The following is a 20,869-nucleotide window of genomic DNA, read 5'->3' on the forward strand; positions in this document are numbered from 1 at the left end:
TTTGCGAAATCTCGACACCAAAACCACACTCTGGTTGGCATTAATCATTATCATTAATTCTGATCCCAAAATTTGAAGCAAATTCATCGCTTGGCCCATAACTTAATCTCATTGGACAAAGATCTCATTTTTTTATGCTTAAATTTACGACGTTTACATTACCGCTTCTGACGGCTCTATCACTGCCTATCCAAGGGATAGCTGAAGACAGCGCACCAACTCAAGAGCCAACCAATACTAAAGTGGTTGCAGACGCCGCTTCTGAAAATACTGGCTATAGTTTCAGCCAACAAACCGTGATCGACATGGCTAGAGAGCTATCGCAATCGCCAATGCAAGCACCTGACAAAGCGCCGGCGGCTCTCAATAATCTTGACTACGACACTTATCGGAAAATTAATTTTCAACAGAATCAAGCGGTTTGGGGCAAGTCACCGACACAGTTCTCGATCCAACTGTTCGCACCTGGCTTTCTTTATAAAGATTTAGTGGAAATCGATGCCGTAGAAAACGGCCGCGCATTTCCCATTAAAGCCACTAAAGATTCTTTCATTACGCCGACAGAAGAGATAGATCAGCTGATTTCTGATTTGGGCAAATTTGCGGGCCTACGCCTACATTACCCAATCAACAAGCCGGATTACAAAGACGAGTTTATTGTGTTCCAAGGCGCTAGCTACTTTCGCGCTGTATCAAAAGCACAACAATACGGTGTCTCTGCTCGCGGCCTAGCAGTGGACGTTGCGCAACCAACCGGTGAAGAGTTCCCGATGTTTCGCCACTTTTGGATTGAGCGTCCATCGTCAACCCAGCAAGCGATCGTAGTACATGCATTACTTGACAGTAAGAGTGTAACTGGTGCTTACCGATTTGGCATTTACCCAGGCTCCCCAACTCGCATTGATGTAGAAGCGACTCTATTCCCTCGTCGCGACCTTAATCACATCGGTTTAGCACCATTGACGTCAATGTATATGTTTAATGGCGCCTTAGATCATCCGAAAACAGAAGACTACCGTCGTGCCGTACACGATTCTGAAGGACTACAAATTCTTACGGGACGTGGAGAAATGCTGTGGCGTCCACTAAGCAACCCTGAGACCTTGCAAATTAGTGCCTTTATGGATCAATCCCCTCAAGGCTTTGGACTCATTCAACGTAACCGTGACTTTGAAGATTATTTGGATCTAGAAGCACAATACGAGAAACGCCCTTCTGTGTGGATCAAGCCATTAGGTGATTGGGGGGCTGGACACGTTGAACTGGTTGAAATTCCGTCTAATTCCGAAGCCAATGACAACATTGTTGCTTACTGGCAACCCAAGGAAACACTGAAAAAAGATCAAGCGTTTAACTACTCTTATCGTCTGACACTGACCAATGACACACCGATTTTATCCGGTAAACCGCATGTGGTACGAAGTGCTCAAGGCCATAAGTTAGCCTCTAAAGACCCACAAGTTGTGATTGATTTTAACAATATTGAAGTTGAAGACCTTGACTCCGTTAAAGTCGATGCATCGATCAGTGAAGGTCAAATTCTAGAAGCTCATGTGACGCAGAACCCGTACGAGAAAGGCCTACGAGCGTTCATCACATTTGATCCAGACAATGCAAACTCAGCTGAACTGCGTGTGCAGTTGAAGCAAAATGACACGCCTTTAGCTGCCACTTGGTTATACCGTTGGGTGAGTAAATAATGAATCAGACGACACAAAATTCAGGCTTGTACGCGCTACCAAATGAAGCGCCGCTCGATATGCCTCGTCATGTGGTAAACGAAATTCGCCAGACTGCGAAGAAGCAGAATCAGCATTTCTTTGTAACCACGTTGCTGTCCCGCCTATTTGTTTTTCTTGGCACATTAGGATTATCAGCTTACGGCGCTTACGAAATGTATGCGGTGTTGAGTACCAACCACATCACTTGGTTACAGTGGTTATTTTTAGCCCTGTTCTGCGTTAACTTTACTTGGATCTCGTTTGCTTTTACTCAAGCAACACTTGGCTTACTGTTTAAGTTAGCGCCGTTCAAGCGCAAACGTAAGGAGCTAGATGCAACTGGCGTCACCGCTATTTTATTGCCCGTTTATAATGAAGATCCCGTTCGTATCCGTGCCAGCATTGAAGCCATGCATGAAGACCTATTAGAAAAAGCGCCGGGTAAATTTGCCTTTTTCATCTTAAGTGACACCAATCGAGCAGAAAACAGCATCAAGGAAAAGCACACTTTCTATCCGATTCTAAATCAGAACACCGAGGCATGCCCAATTTACTACCGTCGTCGTTTAAACAATGCGGAAAGGAAAGCCGGTAACGTGGCGGAATGGGTCACACGTTTTGGTAATGACTATGAGTGCATGATTGTACTGGATGCTGACAGTTTGATGAGTGCGGAATGTTTGTTGTCCATGTCTCGTCGCATGGCAGCTGAACCATCATTAGGTCTGATTCAAACCTTACCGACGATCATTCGCGCTGATACTCTTTACAGCCGTATTCAGCAATTTGCAAACCAGTGTTTTGGACCGATTTACGCAGCTGGGTTAACGACTTGGCACGGTAATGCGTCAAACTTCTGGGGGCACAACGCCATCATTCGTACCAAAGCGTTCGCGGAAGCTTGTGGTTTGCCTATTTTGCCTGGCAAAGCACCATTTGGCGGCCATGTGATGAGTCATGACTTTATTGAAGCAGCGTTACTACGTCGTGCGGGCTGGGGGGTACGTTTTGATACCGATTTACAAGCTTCCTATGAAGAGGCTCCACCATCCCTAATTGATGTGATGGTACGCGACCGCCGATGGTGTCAGGGCAATTTACAACATAAAGCCTTCGTAAAAGCAAAAGGCCTGCATTTCGTTTCTCGCATGCACTTGATGACAGGTATTTTCTCTTACTTCAGCGCAGTTTTTTGGTTTGCCTTGATCAGTGTAGGTTTTGCCTTGGCGGTACAGGCTTACTTTGTTAAACCCGACTATTTCAATAATCTGTCGCTGTTCCCAAATTGGCCTGTGTTCGACTTCGAAAAAGCCCGCTCTTTGTTTATTGTTTCCATGGGGCTGGTCTTAGCACCTAAACTTTATGGCTGGCTGAGTGCCCTACTGCACTGGCAGCAATGTCGTAAGTTTGGCGGTCCAATTATGCTGACCTTGGATACCCTACTAGAGATTCTAGTATCGGCTTTGTACGCACCTATCTTGATGTTCTCTCAATTCCTAGTAGTAATGGACGTACTACGTGGACGCGACAGTGGCTGGAAACCTCAGTCTCGTGATGATGGCGCAAACAAATGGAAGGAAGCCACGCGTGCTCACATTTACCACACTATTTTAGGCATAGGACTGGCGGTAAGCTCTTATTTTCTAAGCCCACAGTTGTTCTATTGGTCAATGCCAATCACTTTTGGCCTAATCTTCTCAATTCCGTTGTCTTGGTTAAGTGGCGGTTCAAAACGTGGTAACTTACTATCAAAATTTGGCTTTTTGAAAGGTCCAGAGGAGCGCCGTCCATCGGAAATTGTTACTCGTCTTGAGAATAAACTAACTCAGCTGGAGCAACATTCCTCTGAGCTATCTAACATTCCGTTGCGCGCCTATATCAACAATGTGGACTTTTATGCTTGGCACCTTGCGCAATTACCTGAACAAGAGAACAACCAGTTTGATCGGCATAAAGTATGTGCTACTTGGCTAATTGAGCACAGCGATTCTATTGAAGACCTAATGGCTCATCTTAATGAACAAGAGCATTTAGCCATTATCAAGTATCGCTCACTGTTCTTGAGACTTAGTAAATTTTTGCCCGAAAAAGTTACGGATACAAACCACAAGGCTTACGCCTAACGTTTGAAAAGCCGCTCGCCATAGCGGCTTTTTTATTTCCTAATGACATGTCGATACACCTAAAAACTCACGCCAGATTCGCGCACCCGTTAATCAATCCACGCTTTTTACACTCTTCGATACGTCATTTCATGACATAGATTAATAAAAATAACTTATAAAACGCTCACATCCCTCAAATTTTGATCTAGGTTAATTTTTTTTTCGTTCAGAGGCGTATTGTTGCCACATCTTATTTGCAACGTTAATTTGCATCCATCAGGAGACAACGATATGAAATCAGTAACTAAAATCGCTCTACTTTCTGCAGCAATCGTAAGCGCACCATTGGCAATGGCTCATGAAGCAGGCGATATGTTTGTTCGTGGCGGTCTAATCAATGTAATGCCAGATGAAAGCAGCACAGGTCTAGACCTTAGTGTTGGCAACGATCTTCAAATCGGTCTAACGGCAACATACATGTACACTGATAACATCGGTATGGAGCTTCTAGCAGCAACACCTTTCACTCACGATGTAGATCTTGCTGGTGCAGGTAAAATCGGTGAAGTGTCTCACCTACCACCATCTCTAATGGTGCAATATTACTTTGGCCAAGCTGATAGCGCAGTGCGTCCATACGTAGGCGCTGGTTTGAACTACACCATTTTCTTTGACGAGAAAACTGAAGGTGCTATCGCGGGTACAGATCTAGAGTTAGATGACTCTTTTGGTGTGGCGGCACAAGCGGGTGTCGATTTCAACATCACTGATAACCTATTTATTAACGCTTCTGTTTGGTACATGGATATCAACACTGACGTTAAACTGGATGGTGTTAAGTCTGCTGAGCTAGACATTGATCCAATTTCTGTAATGGCAAGCGTTGGTTACACTTTCTAAACTAATGCTCGACTAACTGTACTCCACTGAAGAGCCCCGCTGGATAAGGACTGTCCAGCGGGGCTTTTTTTATGGCAAAAACAAACGTAAAGAATCATTAAACTCCTGCTATTTTTGGCAATATCAAGCACACAAACTGAACCAAACGCATATCAAACGTGGAGATGAGGCACTCTGTATTTACTCTTAATCCTTAACGTACAACACTGAATTCGTTGCAAACAAAAACGGTCACAAGGAGTAATACCAATGAAAAAAGTCATGCCGATCTTAGCCAGCAGTGTTGCCCTAACAGCATTTGCAAGTGTCGCTCAAGCACAAGACTGGAGTACTCACGACAGTGGACTTTACGTGGGCGGTAATTACGGCTATCTCAAAGTAGATGGAGACGATGATTTCGATGATAACAACGACGTATGGCAAGGTTTAGTAGGCTACCGTTTTAATCAGTTCTTTGCTCTGGAAGGTGGCTACACTGACTTCGGTTCTTATGGCGGAAGCTTGGCGAATGCCGAAACAGATGGCTACAGCGCCGCGGTTAAAGGCATCTTGCCATTAACAGATTCCATTGAGTTTTTCGCTAAAGCAGGCCAAATGTGGTACGACACAGACTACACTGTTGCTGGACTAAGCGGTAGTTCTGATGATGAAGCGCTGTTTGCCGGCGCAGGCTTAAACTTTAAATTGTCAGAGCAATTATTGCTAAATGCTCAATACACTTGGTACGACGCAGAGTTGAGTGTCGACGATGTAGATGAAGATACGGATTTTGATACTAACTTTAACCAAGCTAGCGTCGGTGTTGAGTACCGTTTCTAACAAACCCAACACGCTAATAAACTAAACCTAATAAAAAAGCCCACGAATCATGCGTGGGCTTTTTTTGTAATGTGAGCATCTAAAAAACCAGATTTAAGAAGCGTGATTCAAAGCCGTCACTTGACGATATAGACCATAGCCAGCAATACAGCCGACTAGAGCAAAGCCAAGCCAAATCCACTCTCGCGGCATAGCTTGCCATGATAGTAATGCCCCTACACCTATATTTCCTAAGAAAGCCGTCACCCCACCCATGCAGGAATAAAGTCCATAATAACTACCAAGTTCAGATTTATGACAAAACGTTGGCACATAAGAACCCAGTAGCGGTAAAACCAACATCGACCCAAAGCTGAATAACACGGCATATACGATAAAGTTCAACCCAGAAAATACTTCAAACTGGAACATAAACAATAAGTAAGAGCAGCCCATTAAGGTAATACCCGCTCCCATTGCCTTGGCATTGCCAATCGTCTTAGATACCCAACGACTAATCGGCATTTGCAGTAGAATGCCCATAATAGAAGACGTCATAAAGACCCAAGTGATGACATCGGAACTAAGCTGTCGAAACGATACTTCATCGGGTAACGACAAATACAATTGATGAAAGAAAAGCTGAAAAGCGCAGGCGCAACAGATAAATTTTATAAACGCTCTATTGCGTAGCATGCTATGCCATTGATGCCAGAATCGTCCCTGCGCTCCGCCACGGCGTTCTTGCTCTAAAAGCTCAGGCAGGAAACACCACTGCACGAAAAACAACACCATGAATAAAGCAGCCGCACCGACTCCCACCCACAGAAATTCTAGACTTAGTAACGCGATACCTAACAAAGGCCCAAGAAACATCCCCGCTTCACTGGTCCAGTTTTGCATTGCGAAAATACGATCTCGTCTAAGCTGGTCAGGGGCCTCATAAGCCAAATAAGCGTTACTTGATGGCGTAAATAAGGCTCCTGCAAACCCCGTCAGGAACGCCCCTAACAATAGTAACGGCAAATTCGCGGCCACACCTAATAAAGCAAACCCCGCCACTCTCACTAAACAGCCAAGAAGAATCAACCGCTTATAGCCTAAATAGTCTCCTAACGTGCCGCCGACTAAAAACATCCCTTGCTGGCTCAACACACGCAGACCAATCACTAGCCCTACATGCCAAGGGCTAAGACCGAGGTTACGCTGCAGATGGTCTGCCAAATACGGCAGCAGCATGTAGAAACCTAAATTAAAGGTAAAACCATTGATGACCAAGACACGACTAGCTGCCGATAACTGACGCCAGTCGGCCAAAAAGTGATTTGCATTCATAAGAAAGGGTTATTCAAGATTTTTTAAAAGTGCGTCAACACGCTCTGGGTGTAATGCTACTTTAGCGCGTAGGGAGGGATATTTAGCATCGACTGCCGCCTTGTTGATCGGGTTACCAACTTGAATCACACCCACCATCCCCATCATCAAATGGGGCGGACAGTAATAAAGGTTAATCCCCTCATGATCAAGGGAAATCTGGTAAGTCTCGTTCAGTTTTGAAGACCAAGCGTCCTGCCCATCGGCTGTCACATAAGATTTGACATGATGTCCTGACTGAGTCGGGACGAAAGTTACCGTATCCCCTACTTGCGCTTGAATAAAGTCGGGCTCAAACACCATTGGGCCCTTTTCACCGTAGCTCAGCATCTTAATCTGCCAATCTTTGGCTTGTGTATTGAGCGACACTGTAAGTGCCCATAATGTCATGAGAACAAACTTAAAGGGCATGCGCTTTTCCTGCCGAAGATCCCGACAAAGATTCTTTCATGGTCATAAACGCATTAGCTCCGCGTCGTTGAGTACGAATAAATGGCACACCTAAGCTGTCCAATTGCACATCGGCCTTAACGCCATACACCTCTTCTAGCATCTGCGGCGTAATCACCTCTCTTGGTGTACCTTGGGCAACCACTTTCCCACCTTTAAGCACCAACAAATTGTCGGCGTATTGAGCGGCTAAGTTTAGGTCATGAAGAATCATCAAAGACACCCAGCCTTTATGCTTGGTTTGTTGGTCTAAGTGATCTAAGAGCACCTGTTGAAAATGCAAATCCAACGCACTGACAGGCTCGTCCAGCATCAAGATCTCAGGTTTACGCATCAGAGCCTGGGCAAACAAAATCATCTGACATTGACCACCACTTAAGGTTCGCACATCGCGGTTGGCGAGATGTAATAAACCGATTTGATCCAGTGCCTGTAACGCTTCTTCTAGCAAGCTATCACTAAGTTTCAGTGACAAGGCATTTAATTGTCCTAATAAGACGACCTCTAATACGCTTAAACCTACATCCAAGCGGATATCTTGCGGCATATAACCAAACTTCTGACGCCATTGTGGCAAGGTCGCTTTGCTCAGCACGTGCTCATTAAACTGCACGTCACCCGCTTGCGGTTTTACATCCCCAAACAACATCTTTAACAAAGTACTCTTGCCGGTGCCATTTGGTCCAATGATGACATGGGTTTTGCCTGCTTCAAGAGAGAAGCTCATGTTATCAGCCAGCACTAAATCATCGTACGCTAACGAAATATCTCTTACCTGTAACATGCTTAGCGCCTCTTACCGATAATCAACCAAAAGAAGAATGGAACCCCAATGATAGCAGTGACAATACCTATCGGGAATAATGCCCCTGGTACAATCACTTTGGACAGTACCGAGGCACTGGAGAGTAAAAACGCGCCAACTACAAAAGACAGGGGTAAGAAGTAACGCTGGTCTTCGCCAACCAACATACGTGCAATATTAGGTGCGACAATGCCAATGAAACCGATAATGCCAACAAAGCTGGTGGCTGTCGCTGTCATGATCGCCACGAGAATTAAAGTTTTTAGACGCAAGCGAGTTACATTTACCCCTAAGCTTTTAGCGCGTTCCTCGCCTAAGCGCAATGCGGTCAATTTCCAAGCATCTTTCATTAGAATTAGCACACACACACCGGTCACTAATGCTGTAATCGACACATTGGTCCAAGTGGCTTTGGTCAAACTACCGAACAGCCAAAATAGAATCTGCTGGCTTAATTCTGGAGACGAAACAAACTGCACCAATGACAATAGCGATTGGAATAAGAACAGCAGTGCAATACCGGCCAAGATCAATTGCCCAGATGAGATATGGCGCATCATCGCTAAGCCAAATAATAAGCTTGCCGAGAACATGCAACACACAAAGGCCCCGATTGGCACAGCTATTTCAGAACTCAAGCCTAACGAGCCAACATACAGCATGAGCGCCGCACCAAAGCCAGCCGCCGCGGCCATACCGAGGGTGTAAGGACTTGCCATGGGGTTATTGAGCAACGTCTGCATTTCAGCGCCCCCCACCCCTAACGATCCTCCGACGACCAGCGCCATGAGAGCTATCGGTAAACGCAAGTTCGTTACAATCACTTCTGTTGTCCGCGAAACCTCTACCGGCAATCCAACCCAATTTAACAGCGCCTGGAGTACCTCATTCAAACTAAGCAATGATGGGCCAGTCGCAATATCAAAAATAAATGAAATAAGCAGTAGAGCAAGTAGTGCAACCAAGACTAGCCAGCGACGTTTTTCATGACGTCGTTGGGTTTCAAGTGCCTCAGCGATCATAGTAGATGTTTGCATGTACAGTGGGTCTAAATCATAAAGTTGCCAAGCATCGCGTTGGCAAAGGTTAAAAACAGGATTTCGTTGATTACTCATCGAAATCAAATGATAATGATTTGCGAAATCATTTTATGTAACTATAGAATAGCTCTCAAGGGCTTATTGCAATAATTAGTGCAATGGAGCTGTTTTTCATCGACTTCTCTTAGGATAACTCTATGCTGCCTAAAATTTTGGCCTTAACATCTCTTGTTTTTGCAACCAGCGCCAGCTTCGCCCAAGATGTGACCATTACCGATGTACTTGATCGCCAAGTCACTTTTGATGCGCCTGCACAGCGGGTGGTGGTCGGTTTTTACCCAGAAGATTACATGGCGATTGGTACCGAAGCAGCCTACGATCATGTGGTTGGAATGTCCAAGTACATCTGGCAAGCACGCCCAGCCAATTGGGATATGTATGTTGCCCACCGCCCCTCTTTGGATGAAATTCCTGGCATCGGACGTGTTGACACCAAGACTTTTTCAGTCGAAAAGGTCATCAGCTTAAATCCTGATTTGGTTATGCTGGCCGACTGGCAATACAAGGGGCTAGGCAGTGACGTTGAGCGCCTTGAGGCTGCAGGCATCCCTGTTATCGTCGTAGATTACAACGAGCAAACCCTTGAGCGTCACGTAAAAAGCACCGAAATCATTGGCGTCATCACGGGCCAAGAAGAGCGCGCTAAAATCATTGCTGACGAATATGCGCAAAACTTACATATGATTCAAGAGCGCCTCGAACAAGCCAACCTACCTAAACCGAGTGTTTACACTGAATACGGCGCCTCTGGGGTCAATGAAGTTGGCTACACTTTCGGTAAAAACATGTGGGGAGCGATCTCCACCATGGCCGGTGGTGATAATATCTCAGCGCCTTATGTTGAATGGTGGGGCAAGCTAAACCCTGAGCAAATTCTAGCGGCTGACCCAGACGTGATCGTTATGACAGGCTATGAAAGCAGTACCAGTGAAGACGGCATGATGATGGGACAAAATGTGACACAAGAAGACGCGCAGCAACGCTTAGAAGGCTTCAAGCAACGCACTGGCTGGTCAACGTTAAACGCGGTAAAAAATGATCGTATGTACGCCGCTTATCACGGTGCAGTCCGCTCTATTCTTGATGGCGCTATGATTCAGTTCTACGCTAAAGCGCTTTACCCTGAGCTATTCAAAGATCTTGACCCACAAGCGGCTTACCTTGAGTTCTACAAGAAGTATTTGCCCGTTACCCCAAGTGGCACCTTTGTTTTAGGACTATAAATTAATTGGCGCTGAGCCCTAATTGTTCAGCGCCTTTTCTTTTAGAAGCCACTGCTAATGGCTCAAAAGTCATCCGCTGTCATCATTTCGACATGCAAATCACACGTAACTGAAAACATCTCACGCTAAGTTAGTTCGAATTTTGATAACTTATCTTTGGAGATATTCATGTTAAGAACGATTTTCCGCCGCACACTGTTAGCTGGCTGCCTTGCAGGCGTAAGTCTGGTGGCACAAGCAGACTCTTTCAATCGTATTGCTAGTTTCCCTGTCACTAAAAATCTTGGCAACCAAGCGCTTGAAACAATCACATCAGCCGAAATCATTACGGCCACAGCGGATGGTCATACCCTAATCTATTCCGATAGCCCTCGCGGTGGCATTGGCTTTATCGATATCAAACAAGCAAACCAACCTAAAGCACTGGGCTTTTTAGATCTAAAGGGTGAACCAACGTCAGTCGCCAGTGTTGGTCAATGGGTCGTTGCAGGGGTCAACACTTCCGAAAGTTACACCAATCCAAGCGGCTACCTTGCCATTGCTAATGTTGCTTCGCAGAAAGTCATGCAGCGATGTGATTTAGGTGGTCAACCTGACTCTGTCGCTGTGTCAAAAGATGGCCGCTACATCGCTGTTGCCATTGAAAACGAACGGGATGAAGAGCTAAACGATGGTGCCTTGCCACAAATGCCAGCCGGCTACGTGGTCATTATCGAGTTCGACCAAGCTACTGGAGAATGCAAGAAAACCCACAATATCTCTTTAACAGGTCTGGCGGACATCGCACCAAGTGATCCAGAGCCTGAATTCGTTGCGTTCAACGACAACAATGAAGTGGTTGTCACTCTACAAGAAAACAATCACATCGTAGTCATCAATGCTGAGCAAGCCAAAGTAATGCAACACTTCTCTGCCGGCACCGTAAATCTCTCGCAAATCGATGTCAAAAAAGATGGCGCATTGACCTTTACTGCATCGCAATCTAATGTAAAACGTGAGCCTGATGCGGTGAAATGGCTAGACAATGATCGCTTTGTCATTGCCAATGAAGGCGATTATCAAGGTGGGGCTCGTGGTTTTACCATCTTTAATAAAAAAGGCGACGTTCTGTTTGAAAGCGGTGCCCGCTTTGAGCATGAAGTGATTCGTGTCGGCCATTACCCAGAAAAACGCTCAGGTAAAAAAGGCGCAGAACCAGAAGGCCTAGAAGTGGCAACATTCAACGGTCAAACCTACATCTTCGTTATGTCTGAACGTGGTTCTGTGATGGCCGTGTACAAAGATACCGGCGCTGAGCCTGAATTCGTGCAAATGCTACCATCAGGTATTGCACCGGAATCCGCAATAGCCATCCCTGGCCGTCATTTGATCGCCACCGCAAACGAAGCAGACTTGGTTAAAGACGGTGGTCCTCGTTCTCATGTGATGTTGTACCAGCTTGAAAACAAGGCACCCGCCTACCCGCAAATACGTTCAAACTTAGACGCACAAGGTGCTCCAATTGGTTGGGGAGCTTTGTCTGGCTTAGCCGCGGATCAGAAACAAGCCGGTAAACTGTACGCCATCAGCGATAGCTTCTACTCCAATCAGCCAGCAATCTTTACTATTGATGCTACCAAATCGCCTGCTCAGATCACTGAAAAGCTCGTCGTTACCCGCGATGGCAAACCAGCTGAAAAACTAGACCTAGAAGGTATCGTAGTGGACCCACAAGGTGGTTTCTGGCTGGCATCAGAAGGCAATGAGAAGAAAGAAGTACCGCATGCGCTGTACCACGTGACAGCAACAGGTGAGATTGATCAAACCATTGATTTCCCTGCTGAACTGCTAAAAAACCAAGAGCGTTTTGGCGCCGAAGGCATCACGCTAGTAGACCATACGCTATGGGTTGCTATTCAACGTCCTTGGAAAGATGACGCCAAAGATCAAACCAAACTACTGGCTTACGATCTCGTATCGAAACAATGGAGCGCAGCACATTATCCGCTTGAGAAAGCTGAAAACGGCTGGATGGGCTTGTCTGAAATTACCGCTCACAACGGCAGCCTGTACGTAATTGAACGTGATAATCAGCTCGCTGAAGCAGCCAAAGTGAAACGCCTTTACAAAGTGGATTTAGCGAACGTCAAAACAGCTGCCCTTGGCGAAAGTCTACCAACATTAAGTAAACACTTGGTCTATGACTTTATACCCGAGTTAAAAGCTCAAAACGGCATCGTGGTGGACAAAATTGAAGGCTTTACCATTGATGCGAGCAATACAGGTTATGCGGTAACGGATAACGATGGCGTCGACGACAGCACGGGTGAAACTTTCTTCTTTAAAGTCGGCGAGTTCAAGTAAGCAGCAATCTGTTTTACAAAAAAAACGGCGCTATTACGCGCCGTTTTTATTTAAATGACTAAGCTCTCAACATAACGTCTAATTGATCAACCACCTCTGACCAATCCGCATCATCCGCTTTCATCTGCTTCAATGCCGTTGCTTGCGCTTCTGTCCAAATTGGCGCATCCCAAAGGTTAACATGACTTGGAATCGGTGCTGAAGCGACGACAAATTTTTCAATGCCACGCTTGGTCCCATCTAATCCCAACTGCTCAAAGAGTGCGTTAATTGAGTGAACCTGAGTTTCCATATGGGCCTCCTTAAAATGTTGATGAGAAAATCGCTGTCTTTTAAGACTAGATGAAGGGACTCCATTCCGCTATGTCGAACATCGTAAACAATATCCAGCTTTCGAGTACGTTCTTGATGAAAGATTGAAATAACTCTACGTCAAAAAACCGCGCTTATCAGCGCGGCTCTTTCACATCGCACTCAGTTATTAGAGCTTGAATCGCGAAATAACGTTTTCCAATTGATGAGCCTGATCTGAAATATCATGGCTTGATTGCGAATTTAAGCGCACGGCGTCACTTGTATCCATGGTAATTTCACGGATCGTTACCACATTGCGATTAATCTCATTTGCAGCAATAGATTGCTGTTGAATAGCGCTAGCCACAGAACGCGCCATGTCAGCAATATCATGCACTTCTTGCGTAATTCTACCTAACACATCCCCAATAACAGCTGACTCTTCACTGCTGCGTAAACCATCCTCGCTGCAATCTTTCATAATCATAACGATTCCTTGCGTGCGGCTTTGCAGAGCGTCAATGATCTCTGAGATTTCCACTGTAGCATCGTGAGTACGGCTGGCTAAGGCACGCACTTCGTCTGCAACCACCGCAAAGCCACGTCCCTGCTCTCCAGCCCGAGCTGCTTCAATCGCGGCATTCAAGGCCAACAAGTTGGTTTGTTCAGCAATGTCTTGAATCACATTTAACATACTACCGATACTTTGACTCTGTTTCGCAAGCTCTTCCGCCGATTCCATCGCTCCGTCTAAACGAGAAGACAAATGCTGCACTCGACTCACCGCCTCTGTCACACGAACTTGGCCATCGGTGGCGCTCTGCTCGGTAGACTGAGTTTTATCGACGGCCACAGCCATATTTTGTGAAATGTCCTCAATGGTACTCACCAATTCAGATACCGAAGCGGCAACCATATCGGTTTCATCGCGCTGACGTTCGGCATCGTTGGCAGTACGCTCAGCGGTTTGAGACAACTGTTGAGTCTGCTGATTCATATGCAATACTGAATCGTTGACAGATTGAACGACCGCCTGAAAGCCATTCAACATCTGATTGGTGCTACGGGCGACATCTCCGATCTCATCGTTACCATCGTACTGAATACGCAGACTCAAATCTCTTGTACTGTCCACCTTAAGAACTGCCTCACGAATCAAAGCCAAGGGCCGATTGATTGAACGACTGATACGCCAAGCAATCAACGTAGCAATGATGGTCACCAAAGCAAAAACAACCGCCAAGGTGATTTCAATTTCTTGCAGCAAGACATCTGTTTGACGGCTCATGCCTTGTTTCATTGCCGCAAGCTTTTCTTCTGTTTGCTGAATCGTGCGGCGCATTTCGCCCATGATGCCTTGATCCGATGTCAGGCCGACAAGACGCTGTTGGTTAACGTAAGCATTAAAACTGGCTTGGTAAGCATCAGCCAAATTTAAAAGGCGATCCTGCTCCGCAATTGAAATGCTGGCAGCTTGTATCTGCTGTTTTAACTGCTTTAAGGTATCAACAAAACGCTCTGGATATTTGCTATCTAGGCGTAACATGAAATCCTTCTCATGGCGTCTAAGCTGCAACATACTCACCAAGATATCGGGCATCTCAAGTTGTTTCAATGCGCTTTCTATATCATGCACTGCGCTACGAAGTTGACCTTCTAAGCCTTCATCCTGAGTCAGCCCCATGGTTTGCTTAGCACTCACCAGCGCTTTGAACTTGCGCTCATATTCCTGAAACAGTGGTAAGAGACCGGCGAAATGCTGGTTGTCGATGCCAATTTCTAGAAATAATCGATCCAGCGATTTTTGTTGGGCTGTAATGCGGTCTATGACTTCAGAAAAGCGCTCAACATACTTTAAATCTTCTCTTGCTAGAAAATCTTTCTCATGTCGACGTAGCAATAGCATTTCCGATTCTTGGCGTTGAGCGAGCTCCTTACCCACGATTAATTCTTTTAGTTTGATTTCAGCAAACAGGAATGCAATAACAAGGACGACCATAGCTGCAATGACAACACAGGTATTTAATATGAGCTTTTGCTTAATTTGCACGGTTTGGTACCTTCAAGTTGGAAATGACTATCCTTGCTAGGCACTAAGATGGACTCCTAAGTTCCAAGTGTAGCAAAGACCGTAGATTTCGATAGCGAGACACCATATGAAGGTTTTGTGTCAGAAATGTTACAAACAATTTAATGGATATAAGTATAATTTATTCTTCCACAATTGCCCTTCCAAACTAGAACGGCCTTTTATCATGACCACTTGCTCTTCTCTTGAAGGATGATTGCTGTTTTTTCTGGTACAAAACCAGATGGGGAAACTCGTTCAGTTTTTTCGTTACGATCAAGACGTCAATCATGGAAGGGATTCGAACTCAGTACTCAGTGAGTGCCGCTACTTAGCGGTGGCTTTAAGACTCAAGCACGAACCATTCTTTTGGAATACTATCTAGGGAAGCCTTGAGAGCGGCAAAGCACTGGCGATCAATGGCAGTATCCAAATGCTCTTCCATAATGGATAAAACTTTAGAGACAGGCATCGCAGCACGATAAGGGCGCTCGGCAGAAATCGCATCGAAAATATCCGCCGTTGTGATGATTCGAGTGATTAAGGGAATGTCGGCACTACTAAGTCCTCGCGGATAACCTGTGCCATCTAGCTTTTCATGATGTGATGCCGCCACTCGCGCTAGGCTTTTTAGCGGGGTAATTTTTTCCAATATCACTTCTGTATTCGCTGCATGTTGCTGGACTTCTAACCATTCAGCTTGATCCAATTTTCCGGGTTTATCTAGAACTTGGTTACTTACGCCTAGTTTACCAATATCATGCAGTAGTGCCGCTCGCTTTACCCAAGTGCACTCTAATTCTGAAAGGTTAAGCTGCTCAGCAATCAAGGCTGAGTAAACGCCTACACGCTGGCTGTGATCTGCTGTATAAGGGCTCTTGGCGTCAACAATCTTACCGAAGGTACTGACAATACAATCAAAGTATTCATTGTCTAACAACACATGCGTTTGCGCTGGCCCGAGTGCCATAACATGATGACTGATTTCGGGATCATTTAACCCCTTTAAAAACTTCTCATCACTCACTAAGCATTCAAATTCATCTACCAGCTTAGGGTCAAACCAAGTTCCAGAGCGATGCTTTACTTCTTTGAGAGCGGCCTGTATGTCGTGTTCGATTTGAAATACGTCCGCAACTTGAGCTAGTAAAGCAATTCTAGCGTACAGAGGAATAGACTCCTCACGCAATTGTAGGGGCCGCCCACTGCCATCCCAATGTTCATCCAAGCTTGAAATGCCTGCAGCGACGTCTTCGGAAAATCGTAACTCTCTTGCTACTTCAGCGCCCCGGGTACAGCGAGTTTGAATCAACTCTTGAGCGTAGTCTGTACCGTTTTTTAGAATATCAATGGTCGTTGAAATGCGAGACAACCAGTTTTGGCCTTTACCAGCATTACGAATGACAAAGTTTATGACACTGCTAATACTCGTACCGACCGTTTTAAAGTCTTTCTTAAAGGCTCTGTCGTCGGTTAAGTACAGTTCACAAATACGTGCCGCATTACTGCTACAGCCTGCATCTTTTAAAAGCAGTGTATAAAACAGATCATGAAGCTCTAAGTCCGATAGCCCAAGCTTTTTGCCGAGGTGCATGCCAATCCAACAGCAGCGGATGCAATGCTCTGGCGGCTGCCCTTCGGTCATATCTAAGGCGGTGGTTAAGGCCAGCATGAGCTCAGAGAGAGGTATATGAGCGTTTAAAGAAGTCAGTTCCATAAAAGCCTATCCCTTAATAATGGGCACTCAACTTAATACGTCGTTTCTAAGTTAGCTTCGATCCTAACGAAAAGAGCTACCCATTAGTGTAGCTCTTTATGTCATCACTTGCTTTTTATAGTTCGCGAGAGGCTAAAAACTCATCGTAGGTGCCTTGGAAGTGCTCAATCTTGTGATGCTTGATATGCAGAATTTCCGTCGCCAATGATGATACAAATTCACGGTCATGGCTGACGAAAATCAGGGTGCCCGGATACATTTCCAGCGCCATATTCAACGACTCGATTGATTCCATATCCAAGTGGTTGGTCGGCTCGTCCATCAACAATACGTTGGTTTCTTGTAGAATCAACTTACCAAAAATCAGACGGTTCTTTTCACCACCAGAACATACTTTGGCTTTTTTATTGAAATCATCTGCCGAGAACAACATACGGCCAAGGGTCGCACGAACAATTTGATCATCGTCGGATGGTTTACGCCATTGGGTCATCCATTCAAACAAAGTCATGTCGTTATCAAACATATCGTTACTGTCCTGAGGACAGTAACCTAGGGTCGCATTTTCCGCCCATTTAATGGTGCCTTCTTGAGCCTCAAGCTCGTTCATAAGACAGCGTAGCATAGTGGTTTTACCAACACCGTTTTCACCCAAGACAGCAAGACGTGCGCCCGCTTCTAGGATCAAGTTACCACCTTGGAACAATTTTTCGCCTTCAAAACCATGGCCCAAGTTTTCCAGAACCAAAGCCTGACGATGCAGTTTCTTTTGTTGATTAAAGCGAATAAATGGGTTTTGGCGGCTTGAAGGCTTAATGTCTTCTAGCTTAATTTTATCCAGCTGACGAGCACGAGACGTGGCTTGCTTGGCTTTCGATGCGTTGGCCGAGAAGCGTGCTACGAACTGCTTAAGATCAGCGATTTGCGCTGACTTTTTAGCGTTCGCCGCCATCATCGATTCGCGGGCTTGGGCTGACGCCAGCATAAAGTCATCGTAGTTACCTGGGTAAACTCGTAGCTCACCGTAGTCGATGTCCGCCATGTGGGTACAAACAGAGTTTAAGAAGTGACGGTCGTGGGAAATGATCACCATAGTCGACTTGTACTGGTTTAGCATGTCTTCCAACCAGCGGATCGAGTCGATGTCCAAGTTGTTGGTCGGCTCGTCCAGTAGCAGGATATCAGGTACGGAGAACAGGGCTTGTGCCAATAGCACACGTAGCTTCCAGCCTGGTGCCACTTCGCTCATTGGACCAAAGTGTAATGACTCATCAATACCCGCACCTAGCAGGATTTCACCAGCTCGACTTTCTGCGCTGTAGCCGTCCATTTCCATGAACTCGCCTTCAAGCTCAGCCACCTTGATACCGTCATCTTCGCTCATTTCTGGCAGGCTGTAGATGCGGTCACGCTCTTTTTTTACTTCCCAAAGCTCTTTGTAACCCATGATTACTGTGTCGATCACAGAATATTCTTCAAAGGCAAACTGGTCCTGATTCAATTTGCCCACACGTAGGTTCGGGCTCACCGAAACGTTACCAGATGTTGGAATCAAGCTGCCGTCTAGGATTTTCATGAAGGTGGATTTACCACAGCCGTTCGCGCCAATTAGGCCGTAACGATTGCCATCACTGAATTTAACGGAGATGTTTTCAAAAAGAGGTTTGCTACCAAACTGCATGGTAACGTTAGAAGCTACGATCATGGGGTGTCCAGAAATTGAGAAAGCCCCAGTAAAGGGGCTTAGTGATTGATGAGCGTACTATAAAGCCTGTGTATGAAAAGTCTATGGCATTGATGAAAAAGTCATCATTTTTAACGCCTCTGCGGAGCGTTACTTTTTCAATGCTTTATTGATTTTTTCCATCAAGGCATCGATCTCTTTGTGACGGCCTTCATCTGCTAATGGACGGTCGGCACGAGGTGCCGCTTGCTGAGCCATCGTGATGTATTTCTGCGCTTCGGCATACTGTTTATCATCATATAGGAACTCCGCATAGAAATAGTTTCCATCAATGCCTTGCGGATTAAGCTTCAGAGATTCTTGCAGCAATTTCTGTGCTTTTTTATCACTGCCAAAGCCAATTGGCCAACCCGGTACTTTATGGTACAGCACGCCTAAACTGGTGTAAGCTGAGCCTTGAAGCGCATTAGGGTTTTGCTCAAGAGCTTGTTCAAAACTTGCTTTCGCCGCTTTAGCAAAGGATAAAGCCCCTAACCCCCCCTTTGCCCCTGCGGTGCTGGATTGAATAATGCCCAACCAAACACGGTATTCCGTTTTTTCTGGATGAGCCTGAACCATCTGCTCAGCTTGACTCATTAGCTGCGTGAAGGCTGCCTCACGCTCATCTTCTGGCATCAGATAATTTATTTCCGCCCACGTCTTTTGTAGTGTATGCAATCCTGTATCCGCTTCTTCAGCCCAAGTTTGAGACATCATACCCGCGCACAGTAGCACGGCAGAAAGGATCTTTTTCATAGTCGCTTCTCCTGAAAAGTTGGAGCGATAAAACGCTTAATAATGGGAAGTTTTTTTAGCAAAGCCTTGTCAACAAGACTTGGGAAAGCGCCGTTGAGTTTGACGAATAGACGCTCGGGGAAACCGATAAAGCCACGATTTTGAGCGCTTTCAAGCAGTGCCACAAAATGCTCTGCCACCGTCTCAGGTGTGTCCACGTGATTTCCCAGCGCTTTATTCATGGCATTCGCTACATCACTATTAATCGCTGTGGCGGTAGCTCTTGGTGCCAAATAGGAAACGCGAATGTTGCTATCCGCAAGCTCCCGCATTAGAGCTTCAGTGAAGCCGCGCAGGCCAAATTTACTGGCACAGTAGGCACTTTGCCCAGCAAAACCAATACTGCCAAAAGCTGAACCAATATTGACAATATAAGTCACGCGGTTTTGTTGTAGATGGGGTAGCAAGGCTTGAGTAAGCAACATTGGCGCCAGCAAATTGGTTTCAATGACCGACTCGATGGTTGTACTGTCCGTGTCTTCCAACAAGGATAAATGACTCACGCCAGCATTATTTACCAGCATGGTTAAACCACCTAACTCCGCTACTTTGGTGACTAATGCCACACGCTCTTTGGCACAAGATAAATCTGCGCAAATGACATCATGATTGCCAGGTAACGCTTCAGCCAAGGTATGCAGCTTCATGCTGTTGCGTCCCACAAGGATCAAACTGACGCCCTTTTCAGCTAAGGTTTTCGCAATCGCTTGACCAATGCCACCAGCTGCTCCCGTTAGTACACAACGTTGGTTTTCCCAGTTCATAGCAGCCTCTCTTATGCAGCCTGAGCCGCAGACTTACTGTCCAACGTACGGAAAATATTGGCATACAAAGTGAAGAACATCTTAGCACTGTGGACGATCAGATCTTGCTCTTTAGGAGCATCGATCTTATTCATTAGGTTCTCAAAGAATACGATGTGTTCTTGATCCAGTGCACCGTGAGAGCGCAGGTAACTGAAGGCACTGCTTGGTAGCCCAAGCTTGTCTTGAATATGTTGTGCGGCATTGTCCGCTAAAGCGGTGCTCGTCCCTTCTAGAACAAACACCATGCCAAAGAAGCCCAGAGGGTTGATTCGATTAACCATATCGTAGGCATAAGAGACCATCAATTCCGTCGCCGCCGCAGGGTGACTACGTCGCACAGCCTCTTTATCCGCACCACAAGCCTCTATGTCATTGAGGATCCATTCCTGATGACCCATTTCCTCTTCAATGTATTCACCCACTGCTTCTCGTAGCCATTCTTTTGATTCTGGCAAACGACTTCCCACCGCCATCAATAGCGGTACCGTGTGCTTCACATGGTGGTAGGCTTGTGACAAAAATGCGACATAGTCTTCTAGGCAAATGTCACCTTGAAAACAACGCTGAATAATTGGCGCCGTCACCAAATATTGACGCTCCATTTGTGTTTCATTCTGTAGACGTTGGTACAAAGACATCTCTATTCT

17 protein-coding genes are annotated in these 20,869 nt (G+C 45.8%); 6 read left to right on the forward strand and 11 right to left on the reverse strand.

Annotation, left to right across the window (positions count from 1 at the left end):
- The first annotated feature begins 134 nt into the window (after positions 1–134).
- The 4 genes from ASC49_RS02225 to ASC49_RS02240 all read left to right on the forward strand — a co-directional run bounded on the left by ASC49_RS02225 (position 135) and on the right by ASC49_RS02240 (position 5,545).
- The gene (locus ASC49_RS02225; protein ID WP_055461565.1) at positions 135–1,700 is read left to right on the forward strand and encodes a glucan biosynthesis protein G; all 1,566 of its coding nucleotides are present in this window, start codon (positions 135–137) and stop codon (positions 1,698–1,700) included.
- A complete protein-coding gene (mdoH, locus tag ASC49_RS02230; protein WP_055461566.1) occupies positions 1,700–3,844 on the forward strand; it encodes a glucans biosynthesis glucosyltransferase MdoH in 2,145 nt (714 codons plus the stop codon). Before ASC49_RS02225 ends, mdoH begins: the two co-directional genes overlap by 1 nt.
- A gap of 273 nt (positions 3,845–4,117) precedes the next feature.
- The gene (locus ASC49_RS02235) at positions 4,118–4,726 is read left to right on the forward strand and encodes an OmpW/AlkL family protein (protein WP_055461567.1); all 609 of its coding nucleotides are present in this window, start codon (positions 4,118–4,120) and stop codon (positions 4,724–4,726) included.
- A gap of 249 nt (positions 4,727–4,975) precedes the next feature.
- Positions 4,976–5,545 carry a porin family protein gene (locus ASC49_RS02240; protein ID WP_055461568.1) on the forward strand — a complete coding sequence of 190 codons (570 nt, stop codon included), beginning with the start codon at positions 4,976–4,978 and terminating at the stop codon, positions 5,543–5,545.
- 93 nt (positions 5,546–5,638) lie between these two features.
- On the opposite strand, the gene ASC49_RS02245 is transcribed toward ASC49_RS02240, so the two are convergent.
- The 4 genes from ASC49_RS02245 to ASC49_RS02260 are packed head-to-tail and all read right to left on the reverse strand — an operon-like array spanning position 5,639 to position 9,175.
- Positions 5,639–6,859, reverse strand: coding sequence for an MFS transporter (locus ASC49_RS02245; protein WP_055461569.1), 1,221 nt, complete (start codon positions 6,857–6,859; stop codon positions 5,639–5,641).
- Positions 6,860–6,868: 9 nt separating this feature from the next.
- A complete protein-coding gene (locus tag ASC49_RS02250) occupies positions 6,869–7,309 on the reverse strand; it encodes a plastocyanin/azurin family copper-binding protein (RefSeq protein ID WP_055461570.1) in 441 nt (146 codons plus the stop codon).
- Positions 7,299–8,132: an ABC transporter ATP-binding protein gene (locus ASC49_RS02255; protein ID WP_082443662.1), complete on the reverse strand. Its 834-nt coding sequence runs from the start codon at positions 8,130–8,132 to the stop codon at positions 7,299–7,301. The genes ASC49_RS02250 and ASC49_RS02255 overlap by 11 nt, the downstream gene beginning before the upstream one ends.
- 2 nt (positions 8,133–8,134) lie before the next feature.
- Entirely contained in the window at positions 8,135–9,175 is a 1,041-nt protein-coding gene (locus tag ASC49_RS02260) for a FecCD family ABC transporter permease (RefSeq protein ID WP_407067168.1), read from the reverse strand.
- 215 nt (positions 9,176–9,390) lie between these two features.
- Here ASC49_RS02260 and ASC49_RS02265 point away from each other — a divergent pair, with 215 nt between their 5' ends.
- Both ASC49_RS02265 and ASC49_RS02270 read left to right on the forward strand, forming a co-directional pair.
- The gene (locus tag ASC49_RS02265) at positions 9,391–10,476 is read left to right on the forward strand and encodes an ABC transporter substrate-binding protein (RefSeq protein ID WP_055461571.1); all 1,086 of its coding nucleotides are present in this window, start codon (positions 9,391–9,393) and stop codon (positions 10,474–10,476) included.
- A 168-nt stretch (positions 10,477–10,644) separates the two neighbouring features.
- Positions 10,645–12,819 carry an esterase-like activity of phytase family protein gene (locus ASC49_RS02270; RefSeq protein ID WP_055461572.1) on the forward strand — a complete coding sequence of 725 codons (2,175 nt, stop codon included), beginning with the start codon at positions 10,645–10,647 and terminating at the stop codon, positions 12,817–12,819.
- A gap of 58 nt (positions 12,820–12,877) precedes the next feature.
- Here the strand turns inward: ASC49_RS02270 and ASC49_RS02275 are convergent, their stop codons facing one another.
- From ASC49_RS02275 to ASC49_RS02305, 7 genes are all read right to left on the reverse strand, one after another.
- Entirely contained in the window at positions 12,878–13,111 is a 234-nt protein-coding gene (locus ASC49_RS02275) for a DUF2789 domain-containing protein (protein WP_055461573.1), read from the reverse strand.
- A gap of 189 nt (positions 13,112–13,300) precedes the next feature.
- Positions 13,301–15,163, reverse strand: a complete 1,863-nt coding sequence (locus tag ASC49_RS02280; RefSeq protein ID WP_055461574.1) for a methyl-accepting chemotaxis protein — start codon at positions 15,161–15,163, stop codon at positions 13,301–13,303.
- A 361-nt stretch (positions 15,164–15,524) separates the two neighbouring features.
- Positions 15,525–16,898 (reverse strand): HD-GYP domain-containing protein, encoded by a 1,374-nt coding sequence (locus tag ASC49_RS02285; RefSeq protein ID WP_055461575.1) that lies wholly within the window; start codon positions 16,896–16,898, stop codon positions 15,525–15,527.
- Positions 16,899–17,013: 115 nt separating this feature from the next.
- Entirely contained in the window at positions 17,014–18,603 is a 1,590-nt protein-coding gene (locus ASC49_RS02290; RefSeq protein ID WP_055461576.1) for an ABC-F family ATPase, read from the reverse strand.
- Between the two features lie 129 nt (positions 18,604–18,732).
- Positions 18,733–19,377 carry a tetratricopeptide repeat protein gene (locus tag ASC49_RS02295; RefSeq protein ID WP_055461577.1) on the reverse strand — a complete coding sequence of 215 codons (645 nt, stop codon included), beginning with the start codon at positions 19,375–19,377 and terminating at the stop codon, positions 18,733–18,735.
- Positions 19,374–20,180 carry an SDR family oxidoreductase gene (locus tag ASC49_RS02300; protein WP_055461578.1) on the reverse strand — a complete coding sequence of 269 codons (807 nt, stop codon included), beginning with the start codon at positions 20,178–20,180 and terminating at the stop codon, positions 19,374–19,376. The genes ASC49_RS02295 and ASC49_RS02300 overlap by 4 nt, the downstream gene beginning before the upstream one ends.
- 11 nt (positions 20,181–20,191) lie before the next feature.
- Positions 20,192–20,860 (reverse strand): TenA family transcriptional regulator, encoded by a 669-nt coding sequence (locus ASC49_RS02305; RefSeq protein ID WP_055461579.1) that lies wholly within the window; start codon positions 20,858–20,860, stop codon positions 20,192–20,194.
- Between the last annotated feature and the right edge of the window lie 9 nt (positions 20,861–20,869).

The sequence above is a fragment of the Marinomonas fungiae genome (assembly GCF_001418205.1).
Taxonomy (GTDB): Bacteria; Pseudomonadota; Gammaproteobacteria; order Pseudomonadales; family Marinomonadaceae; genus Marinomonas; species Marinomonas fungiae.

Bases quoted from the DNA above. Each gene is read 5' to 3' on its own strand.
- ASC49_RS02235 (WP_055461567.1), top strand. From the start codon at position 4,118: ATGAAATCAGTAACTAAAATCGCTCTACTTTCTGCAGCAATCGTAAGC.
- ASC49_RS02240 (WP_055461568.1), top strand. From the start codon at position 4,976: ATGAAAAAAGTCATGCCGATCTTAGCCAGCAGTGTTGCCCTAACAGCA.
- ASC49_RS02225 (WP_055461565.1), top strand. From the start codon at position 135: ATGCTTAAATTTACGACGTTTACATTACCGCTTCTGACGGCTCTATCA.
- ASC49_RS02305 (WP_055461579.1), bottom strand. From the start codon at position 20,860: ATGTCTTTGTACCAACGTCTACAGAATGAAACACAAATGGAGCGTCAA.
- ASC49_RS02270 (WP_055461572.1), top strand. From the start codon at position 10,645: ATGTTAAGAACGATTTTCCGCCGCACACTGTTAGCTGGCTGCCTTGCA.
- ASC49_RS02245 (WP_055461569.1), bottom strand. From the start codon at position 6,859: ATGAATGCAAATCACTTTTTGGCCGACTGGCGTCAGTTATCGGCAGCT.
- ASC49_RS02260 (WP_407067168.1), bottom strand. From the start codon at position 9,175: ATGATCGCTGAGGCACTTGAAACCCAACGACGTCATGAAAAACGTCGC.
- mdoH (WP_055461566.1), top strand. From the start codon at position 1,700: ATGAATCAGACGACACAAAATTCAGGCTTGTACGCGCTACCAAATGAA.
- ASC49_RS02275 (WP_055461573.1), bottom strand. From the start codon at position 13,111: ATGGAAACTCAGGTTCACTCAATTAACGCACTCTTTGAGCAGTTGGGA.
- ASC49_RS02265 (WP_055461571.1), top strand. From the start codon at position 9,391: ATGCTGCCTAAAATTTTGGCCTTAACATCTCTTGTTTTTGCAACCAGC.
- ASC49_RS02285 (WP_055461575.1), bottom strand. From the start codon at position 16,898: ATGGAACTGACTTCTTTAAACGCTCATATACCTCTCTCTGAGCTCATG.
- ASC49_RS02250 (WP_055461570.1), bottom strand. From the start codon at position 7,309: ATGCCCTTTAAGTTTGTTCTCATGACATTATGGGCACTTACAGTGTCG.
- ASC49_RS02255 (WP_082443662.1), bottom strand. From the start codon at position 8,132: ATGTTACAGGTAAGAGATATTTCGTTAGCGTACGATGATTTAGTGCTG.
- ASC49_RS02295 (WP_055461577.1), bottom strand. From the start codon at position 19,377: ATGAAAAAGATCCTTTCTGCCGTGCTACTGTGCGCGGGTATGATGTCT.
- ASC49_RS02300 (WP_055461578.1), bottom strand. From the start codon at position 20,180: ATGAACTGGGAAAACCAACGTTGTGTACTAACGGGAGCAGCTGGTGGC.
- ASC49_RS02290 (WP_055461576.1), bottom strand. From the start codon at position 18,603: ATGATCGTAGCTTCTAACGTTACCATGCAGTTTGGTAGCAAACCTCTT.